Source organism: Nocardia sp. NPDC003999, from assembly GCF_053604885.1.
This window is the reverse complement of the sequence record NZ_JBSGIB010000034.1, coordinates 41,194-48,563: the sequence shown is the minus strand read 5'-3', so window position 1 is coordinate 48,563 and position 7,370 is coordinate 41,194. Positions and strand designations below refer to the sequence as shown.

Below are 7,370 nucleotides of genomic sequence, written 5' to 3'. Positions count from 1 at the left end.
CGACGCCGGCGAGCCGTGCCACCACGTCGGGTACTTGGAGGCTGTGGTCGCGCAAACGCGAGCCACAAGGGGGCCGCGAACACCAGCGCCGGAGGCGCTGCAAAATTACGGCAGCGGCGGGACCGCGTGTTCGTCGCCGATGAAATCGACAGAGGAGTATTCGCGCAGCTTGGTCAGGCGGTGGTAGGCGTCGATCATGCGTACCGTGCCGGACTTCGAGCGCATCACGATCGACTGGGTGGACGCGCCGCCGCCGTAGTAGCGCACGCCGCGCAGCAGGTCGCCGTCGGTCACGCCGGTGGCGCAGAAGAACACGTTGTCACCGGAGACGAGGTCCTCGGTGGTCAGTACGCGGTCGAGGTCGTGGCCCGCGTCGATGGCCTTCTGCCGTTCCTCGTCGTCCTTGGGCGCGAGCATGCCTTGCAGCTCGCCGCCCATACAGCGCATCGCGGCGGCGGCGATGATGCCCTCCGGGGTGCCGCCGATGCCGACCAGGATGTCGGTGCCGGAGTCGGGGCGGGCGGCGGCGATCGCGCCCGCGACGTCGCCGTCGGAGATCAGGCGGATGCGGGCGCCCGCGTCACGCACCTGCTGGATGAGCTCGGCGTGCCGGGGGCGATCCAGGATGCAGACGGTCAGGTCGGACTTCGCGGAATTCTTGGCCTTGGCGACCCGGCTGATGTTCTCCGCGATCGGGGCCGAGATATCGATCACGTGGGCAGCGTCGGGGCCTACGGCGATCTTGTGCATGTAGAACACCGCGGACGGGTCGAACATGGCGCCGCGTTCGGCGACCGCGAGCACCGAGATCGCGCCGGGCACGCCCTTGGACATCAGCGTGGTGCCGTCGATCGGGTCGACCGCGAAGTCCACTTCCGGGCCGGTGCCGTCGCCGACGGCCTCGCCGTTGTACAGCATGGGCGCCTCGTCCTTCTCGCCCTCGCCGATGACGACGATGCCGCGCATGGACACCGAGCTGACCAGCTGCCGCATGGCGTCGACGGCCGCGCCGTCGCCCCCCTCCTTGTCGCCGCGTCCGACCCACCGGCCCGCGGCCATCGCCCCTGCCTCGGTCACGCGGACCAGCTCGAGTGCGAGGTTGCGGTCGGGCGCCTCGCGGCGGCTAGGTGTGGGGGAAGTTGCCGTCATTGCGGGGCCTCCTGTGCGTCGGTACGTACCGGTCAATTGTCTCATTCGATGTGGCACGGCCGTACACCCCTGCTCGTGGTGCCGGGGTGCGGGGGGGCGGCGTCGCCGCGCGAGTGGATACTGGGAGCGTGTCGTACCAAAAGCCGCGCATCTTGAACGACTACCGGGATCTGTTCTGGTCGTTGATCCCGTTGGTCCTGATCGCGCTGGTGTTCGCCGGGCTGGCCAGCCAATGCAGTTTCGCCGCGAACGGTCCGACGCAGGGTCAGATCCCGCATTTCGACGCGCGCGCCGCGCTCACCGCCGACGCTCGTTCCCTGCCGTTCCCCATCCGCAACCCGGCCCTGCCCGCGGACTGGACGCCGAACTCCGGCAGTCGCGAGTCCATCGGCGGCAACGGGGGCGGGCCGGTCAGCACGGTCGGCTACATCACGCCGCAGGGCACCTACATGCGGTTCAGTCAGAGCAACGCGACCGAGGAGGCGCTGGCCAGGTTCGTGCTCGGGTCGCGCTACGCCAGTGGCACCGAGCAGGTCGGCGCGCAGAAATGGATCGTCTACGCCGAGCAGGGCTCGGAGACCGCGTGGATCGCCGACCTCGGCCAGTCCCGCGTGCTGATCACCGGCGCGGGCAACCAGGCGGCGTTCAGCACGCTCGCCCAGGCGATTACCGCGGCGCAACCGCTGAAGCCCTGAAATCCGCTTGTCTTCGGCGGCGCGCGTTCGTTAATTTTGCCGCGGCACGAGACACGTGCCGAACCGGTTTTCGGAGGTCGATGAATATGGCTGTCCTCAGCCGTCTTTCGCATGCCTTTCGCCGGTTCGCGCGCCACTGATTTTCCGCGGACGCGGACCGGTCTCTCTTCGACGACCAGGAGTGTCACGTGTCTGTTTCCCTTTCCCCCGACCTGCGCACCGAACGGCTGATCCTGCGGTCGTGGACCGCCGCTGCGGCGGCCGCCGTGCTCGATGGCCGCCGTCACGCCGAGTGGGCGGCGGATTTCCCTGCCGACGGCGATCGCGTCATCGCGGGCTCGCTCGCGGCGCACCCGGACTGGCTCGGGCCGTTCGGGCACAGGCTCGTCGTCGAGCGCTCGACCGGGCTCGTCGTCGGATCGATCGGGCTGTTCTGGCCGCCCGCCGACGGTGCCCTGGAGCTCGGGTACGGCATCGTCGCCTCGCGGCGCGGTCGCGGGTACGCCACCGAGGCCACCGTCGCCCTCACGGCGCACGCGCTCACCGCACCCGGCGTTCGTGCGGTGCACGCCGAGGTGGAGCTGTCGAATCCGCCGTCGGCGCGGGTGCTGGAAAAGGCCGGATTCGAGCGGGTGAGCAGCGCGGACGGCGTCGCCCGGTTCCGCGCCGTGGCCGCATCGCGCTGACGAGGCCGGGGGCCGTCGTCAGCGGTGACTCACCACGTTGACGATGGTCCCGCTCGGATCGCGGACGAAGAAGCGGCGCACGCCCCACGGCTCGTCGCGCAGGGAGTAGACGACCTCGGCGCCCGCGGCGGTCACCGCCGCGTGCACGGCGTCGACGTTTTCCACCTCCACGCTCATGTCCGGCTGGAGCTGTTCGGCGTCCGGGCCGACGAGCAGGACCTGCGCGGTCGGGTTGGACGGCGAGGCCATCGTCACGACCCAGCCCAGGTCCATCGCCTCGTGGAAGCCGAGCAGCCGGTAGAAGTCGCGGCTCGCGGCCAGGTCGGTGGTGCGGATGTCGGGCGTGGCGCGGCGGATGGTCACTCTTGCCGCTCCAGGTCGGTGCGGTGCAGCGCGTCCTCGACGCGCTTGCGCGCGCCCGCCAGATGTTCCTCACAGCGGTTGGCCAGCGCCTCGCCGCGCTCCCACAGGGCGAGGGATTCATCGAGGTCGAGGCCGCCCTGTTCGAGGATCTTGACGACGTTGACGAGTTCGTCGCGCGCGCGTTCGTAGCCGAAACCGGCGATCTCGGCGGCATCGTCGGCCGGGTCGGCGCCCGTCCCGTCGGCTTCGGTGGACTTGCCGGACTGGGCCAAGTCAGTTCCTCCCTGTGTCGGTGTTCTTGGCGCCGAGGGCCTGGGTGCCGAGCGCGGCGGCCGTGACGGCCCCGTCGGCGACCCGGATGCGCAGCTGGCTGCCTGCGGGCGCGTCCTCGATCGAACGCACCACCTCGCGTTCCCGGCCGGTGACCCGCTGCACGACAGCGTAGCCACGGGCGAGTGTGGCGGCGGGGCCGACGGCGGTGAGTTTCTCGCGCAGATGCCTGGCGGCCGTGGCTTCGGTGCGGACGAAGTGCTCGGCGCAGCGGTGCGTGGCCGTGCGCAGGCGTTCGATCTCTTCCTGGCGGCGATCGATCTCGCGCAGCGGATCGGCCAGCACGGGTCGCGAACGCAGCTGGGCGAGCGCCTCGGTCTCCCGGTCGACCCAACCCCGCAACGCCGCGGCGGTGCGTTCGCGCAGTTCACGAATGCAGGCCAGTTCGGCGGCGGCGTCCGGGACGATCCGTTTGGCGGCGTCGGTCGGCGTGGCCGCGCGCAGGTCGGCGACGAAGTCACTGAGCGGGTTGTCCGGTTCGTGGCCGATCGCGCTGACGATCGGCGTGGTCGCGGCCACGATGGCGCGGCACAGCGCCTCGTCGGAGAACGGCAGCAGGTCTTCGACGCTGCCGCCGCCGCGCGCGAGCACGATCACCTCGACGTCCGGATGCCGATCGAGCTCCGCCAGCGCCGTCAGCATCTGCGATACCGCGGTCGGCCCTTGCACGGCGGTGTTGCGAATCTCGAAACGCACCGCGGGCCAGCGATTGCGAGCGACGCTCAGCACATCGCGCTCCGCGGCGCTGGCGCGTCCGGTGATGAGGCCGACGGTTCCGGGAAGGAACGGGATCGGACGCTTGAGCCGGGGATCGAACAGGCCCTCGGCGTCCAGCAGCGCCTTCAGCCGTTCGATGCGGGCCAGTAGTTCGCCGATGCCGACGGGGCGGATTTCCAGCACGCGCAGCGAGATCGTGCCGCGCCCGGTGAAGAAGGAGAGCTTGCCGTAGACGACCACCCGGCTGCCCTCTTGCAGGGGAATGGGGGATTTGCGGATCAGGTCGGGATCGCAGGTCACCGACAGCGACATGTCGGCGGACGGGTCGCGCAGCACCAGGAACGCGGTGCGGGTGCCGGGCCGGAGATTGATCTGGGTGATCTGGCCCTCCACCCAGATGCTGCCGAGCCGGTCGATCCACTGGGCGACCTTGATGGAGACCGAACGCACCGGCCACGGATGCTCGGCGGAGTTGGCCGGAGCGGCGGCGGGTTGGCCGGAGGTCTCCCGGCCAGCCGTCGGCGACGAGGGTGTCCGGGGTTCGGTCACTGGGCCTGCACAGTGGCGATCCGGTTCGTGAGCATGGTCACGAACGGCGCCCTGGCGCGGGTGTGCTGCTCGTACTCCAGCAGCGCGGTGAGGTCATCGATCGTCAGCAGGCGCAGGCGGGCGCGCAACTGGGCCAGGGTCATGTTGGCGTAGTCGTAGCGGGTGGCGACTTCCGGTTCGGCGATGACGGGCGCTTCCGCGACGGGTTCGGGATCGGTATCCGGGTCCGGCTCTTCGACCGGTGGCTCGCCGATCGGCGTCACGGAGGCGACATGGCCGTTGGTCGCGCCTGCGCGGCTGTCGTCCGTGGCGAAGGATTCGGGCGCGGGGGACGCGTCGGGATCATCGGCGGTGTAGAGGTCGAATCGGCTGGCGCGCAGCGTGCTGGGGCTCGGGTCGTCGGCGAGGTCCTCGTCGAAGGTGGCCCACTCCGGCTGCTCGACCGGGCGGTTGGACAAACGGTCGAAAACCGCGTCGCCCTTCAGGGCCAGACTGGTGACGAACTGCTGGACGTGCATCGTCGTCTGCAGCACCTGACTGATGGCCGTGATCGGGAAATTCATTGCCGCCGTGGGTAGCCGACGGGATTCCTCGAGGGCGTATACGGCCGCGCCTGCGGCGACCCGGGCCAGAAAGGGTGGTCGAAACATGGTCCTAGCCTGCCGGAAATGGTGTGTTATGCAAAGGAGGGGCGCGCGGTTCGGGTATTCGCGGGTCGGGGCAGATCGGCGGGACCACACTCATATCGCGGAAATACGCGCGGGAACCCGGCGGGCCGTCCGAAACAATCGGCGCACCCGGTCGTAGACCCGGCTCACGATTCCGATCCGCGGGTTGCGGCGGGAATGTGACGGGCAACTCCCGGACGTGGCGGGATCCCGGGCCGCACGTATCCTGTGGGCATGTCTTCGGCCATTCCCTTGAACGTCGGAATCGCTCGCTCGGCAGGTGCCGGAAGCGCCGTCGCCGACGGCGGAAAACGCGTGCTGCTCGCGGAGCCGCGCGGGTACTGCGCCGGCGTGGACCGGGCGGTCGAAACCGTCGAGAAGGCGCTGGAGAAGCACGGCGCGCCCATCTACGTGCGCAAGGAGATCGTGCACAACCGGCACGTCGTGGAGACGCTGCGCGACCGCGGTGTGATCTTCGTCGACGAGACCGACCAGGTCCCCGAGGGCGCGGTCGTCGTGTTCTCCGCGCACGGCGTGTCCCCCGCGGTGCACACGTCGGCCGCCGAGCGCAATCTGCACACCATCGATGCCACCTGCCCGCTGGTGACCAAGGTGCACCAGGAGGCGAAGCGGTTCGCCCGCGACGACTACGACATCCTGCTGATCGGTCACGAGGGCCACGAGGAGGTCGAGGGCACCGCGGGCGAGGCGCCCGAACACGTCCAGCTGGTCGACGGGCCCGGCGCGGTGGACCAGGTCAGCGTGCGCGACGAGTCGAAGGTGATCTGGCTCTCGCAGACCACGTTGAGCGTGGACGAGACGATGGAGACGGTGCAGCGGCTGCGCGAGCGCTTCCCCGCCCTGCAGGACCCGCCGAGCGACGACATCTGCTACGCCACGCAGAACCGCCAGGTCGCGGTGAAGGCGATGGCTCCGGAATGCGATCTGGTGATCGTGGTCGGCTCGCGCAACTCGTCGAACTCGGTGCGCTTGGTGGAGGTGGCGCTCGGTGCGGGCGCCAAGGCCGCGTATCTGGTGGACTTCGCCCGCGAGATCGACCCGGCCTGGCTCGTCGGCGTCCGCACGATCGGCATCACCTCCGGCGCGTCGGTGCCCGAGATCCTGGTCCGCGGTGTGCTGGACAGCCTGGCCGAGCACGGCTACGGCGACGTCCAGCCGGTCACCACGGCCAACGAAACCCTCGTCTTCGCCCTTCCCCGCGAACTGCGCGACGCCCGGCGCTGACGCCGGGCCCGCACCGAGCGTGCGGTATCCAGCTCCGACCGCACCGAGCGACCTCGCCTACAGATTCTCTGGCCTGCGCCGTTCCGGGCGGTTCGAATCGCGTTCGCGATAGCGCACATTGGGCTGCGGGTGCGGCGGCATCTCTCGGCGGCGGCCCGCGCCGCGCGGTGGTTCGGCTTCGGCCCGCGGCATGGCCCCGGTCGGGCGGGCAGGGCCCCGGGCGGGAGCCCGCCCTTCGCGCGGACGGGAGGGGGCGACGCGCGGCGGCGTATCCGCGACCTGCGCCGCGGGTCGGCGGGCCGGTCGGGGAGCAGGCTGTTCGGCATCGGCCGACTCCGGCTCGGCGGGCTCGTCCTTCGGGCGGCGGGTTCTGCGGCGCGCGGCGTCCGGCAGGCCACGGGAGGACCGGCCGGGCTTGGTCTTCTTCGCTGGTGACTTGCCCCAGCTGCCGCCACGGCGTGGCGCTTTGTCGCCCCCCTCTTCCCGGCGGTGCAGGTAGATCCGGGCGCCACCGATCAGCAGGACCACCACCGTGGCCAGCATCATGGTCGGGAACCGGTTCACCAGCGGGATCGCCAGGTTCAGCAGGATGTCCTTCATCGAGGTCGAGCCACGACCGGTGAGCTGCTGATAGGCCAGCGGGACGGCGACGAAGAGCAGCAGTGGCGGCAGCACCATCGTGCTGAACAAGCCCCGGTAGCGAACGGCGGCGACGGCCGCCACACAGCCCACGATGTACAGCGCGGCGAACGTGCCGGTCAGCTCGGCACTGCCGCCGCTGGCATCGATCAGGAATCCCAGAAACGTGCAGGCAACCGCGATCAGGATCGCCGCGCCGACCGGGATCCCCGGCACCGACGGCAGGATCGAGCGTTGCGGCGCGGGCACCCGGGATCGCACACGTTCGGAAGCAGCCACGATATGCACATTAGTTGCCGCCGCTCTCGGCGGCGTGGCGGCACGGCCAT

The 7,370-nt window shown here is 70.4% G+C and carries 9 protein-coding genes; 3 read left to right on the top strand and 6 right to left on the bottom strand.

The genetic code is table 11. The features are described 5' to 3' along the window. Window positions 1-105: 105 nt before the first annotated feature. Complete coding sequence (gene glpX / locus ACWESM_RS35310) at window positions 106-1,149, bottom strand: class II fructose-bisphosphatase (RefSeq protein ID WP_355078610.1); 1,044 nt, start codon at window positions 1,147-1,149, stop codon at window positions 106-108. 128 nt (window positions 1,150-1,277) lie between these two features. On the opposite strand from glpX, the gene ACWESM_RS35305 reads away from it, so the two are divergent. Both ACWESM_RS35305 and ACWESM_RS35300 read left to right on the top strand, forming a co-directional pair. Next, on the top strand, window positions 1,278-1,844 hold the full coding sequence (locus tag ACWESM_RS35305) for a DUF4245 domain-containing protein (RefSeq protein WP_355078611.1): 567 nt from the start codon (window positions 1,278-1,280) through the stop codon (window positions 1,842-1,844). A gap of 188 nt (window positions 1,845-2,032) precedes the next feature. Continuing rightward, window positions 2,033-2,530 carry a GNAT family N-acetyltransferase gene (locus tag ACWESM_RS35300; RefSeq protein ID WP_452495500.1) on the top strand — a complete coding sequence of 166 codons (498 nt, stop codon included), beginning with the start codon at window positions 2,033-2,035 and terminating at the stop codon, window positions 2,528-2,530. 18 nt (window positions 2,531-2,548) lie between these two features. Here ACWESM_RS35300 and ACWESM_RS35295 read toward each other — a convergent pair whose 3' ends face one another. From ACWESM_RS35295 to ACWESM_RS35280, 4 genes are read right to left on the bottom strand one after another with little or no spacing between them, the layout of a single operon-like run. Further along, entirely contained in the window at window positions 2,549-2,893 is a 345-nt protein-coding gene (locus ACWESM_RS35295) for a VOC family protein (RefSeq protein ID WP_452495498.1), read from the bottom strand. Then, complete coding sequence (locus ACWESM_RS35290) at window positions 2,890-3,165, bottom strand: exodeoxyribonuclease VII small subunit (protein WP_379255277.1); 276 nt, start codon at window positions 3,163-3,165, stop codon at window positions 2,890-2,892. The genes ACWESM_RS35295 and ACWESM_RS35290 overlap by 4 nt, the downstream gene beginning before the upstream one ends. A 1-nt stretch (window position 3,166) precedes the next feature. Further along, entirely contained in the window at window positions 3,167-4,489 is a 1,323-nt protein-coding gene (gene xseA, locus ACWESM_RS35285) for an exodeoxyribonuclease VII large subunit (protein WP_452495496.1), read from the bottom strand. Then, entirely contained in the window at window positions 4,486-5,139 is a 654-nt protein-coding gene (locus tag ACWESM_RS35280) for a lipid droplet-associated protein (RefSeq protein WP_364435304.1), read from the bottom strand. Before ACWESM_RS35280 ends, xseA begins: the two co-directional genes overlap by 4 nt. Window positions 5,140-5,391: 252 nt before the next feature. Here ACWESM_RS35280 and ACWESM_RS35275 point away from each other — a divergent pair, with 252 nt between their 5' ends. Then, entirely contained in the window at window positions 5,392-6,402 is a 1,011-nt protein-coding gene (locus tag ACWESM_RS35275) for a 4-hydroxy-3-methylbut-2-enyl diphosphate reductase (RefSeq protein WP_364435301.1), read from the top strand. Between the two features lie 57 nt (window positions 6,403-6,459). Here ACWESM_RS35275 and ACWESM_RS35270 read toward each other — a convergent pair whose 3' ends face one another. Continuing rightward, a complete protein-coding gene (locus ACWESM_RS35270) occupies window positions 6,460-7,320 on the bottom strand; it encodes a DUF6542 domain-containing protein (protein WP_356966737.1) in 861 nt (286 codons plus the stop codon). Window positions 7,321-7,370: the final 50 nt, after the last annotated feature.

Excerpts from the sequence above, each read along its gene's own strand:
- ACWESM_RS35275 (WP_364435301.1), top strand. The coding sequence starts at position 5,392 with ATGTCTTCGGCCATTCCCTTGAACGTCGGAATCGCTCGCTCGGCAGGT.
- glpX (WP_355078610.1), bottom strand. The coding sequence starts at position 1,149 with ATGACGGCAACTTCCCCCACACCTAGCCGCCGCGAGGCGCCCGACCGC.
- ACWESM_RS35280 (WP_364435304.1), bottom strand. The coding sequence starts at position 5,139 with ATGTTTCGACCACCCTTTCTGGCCCGGGTCGCCGCAGGCGCGGCCGTA.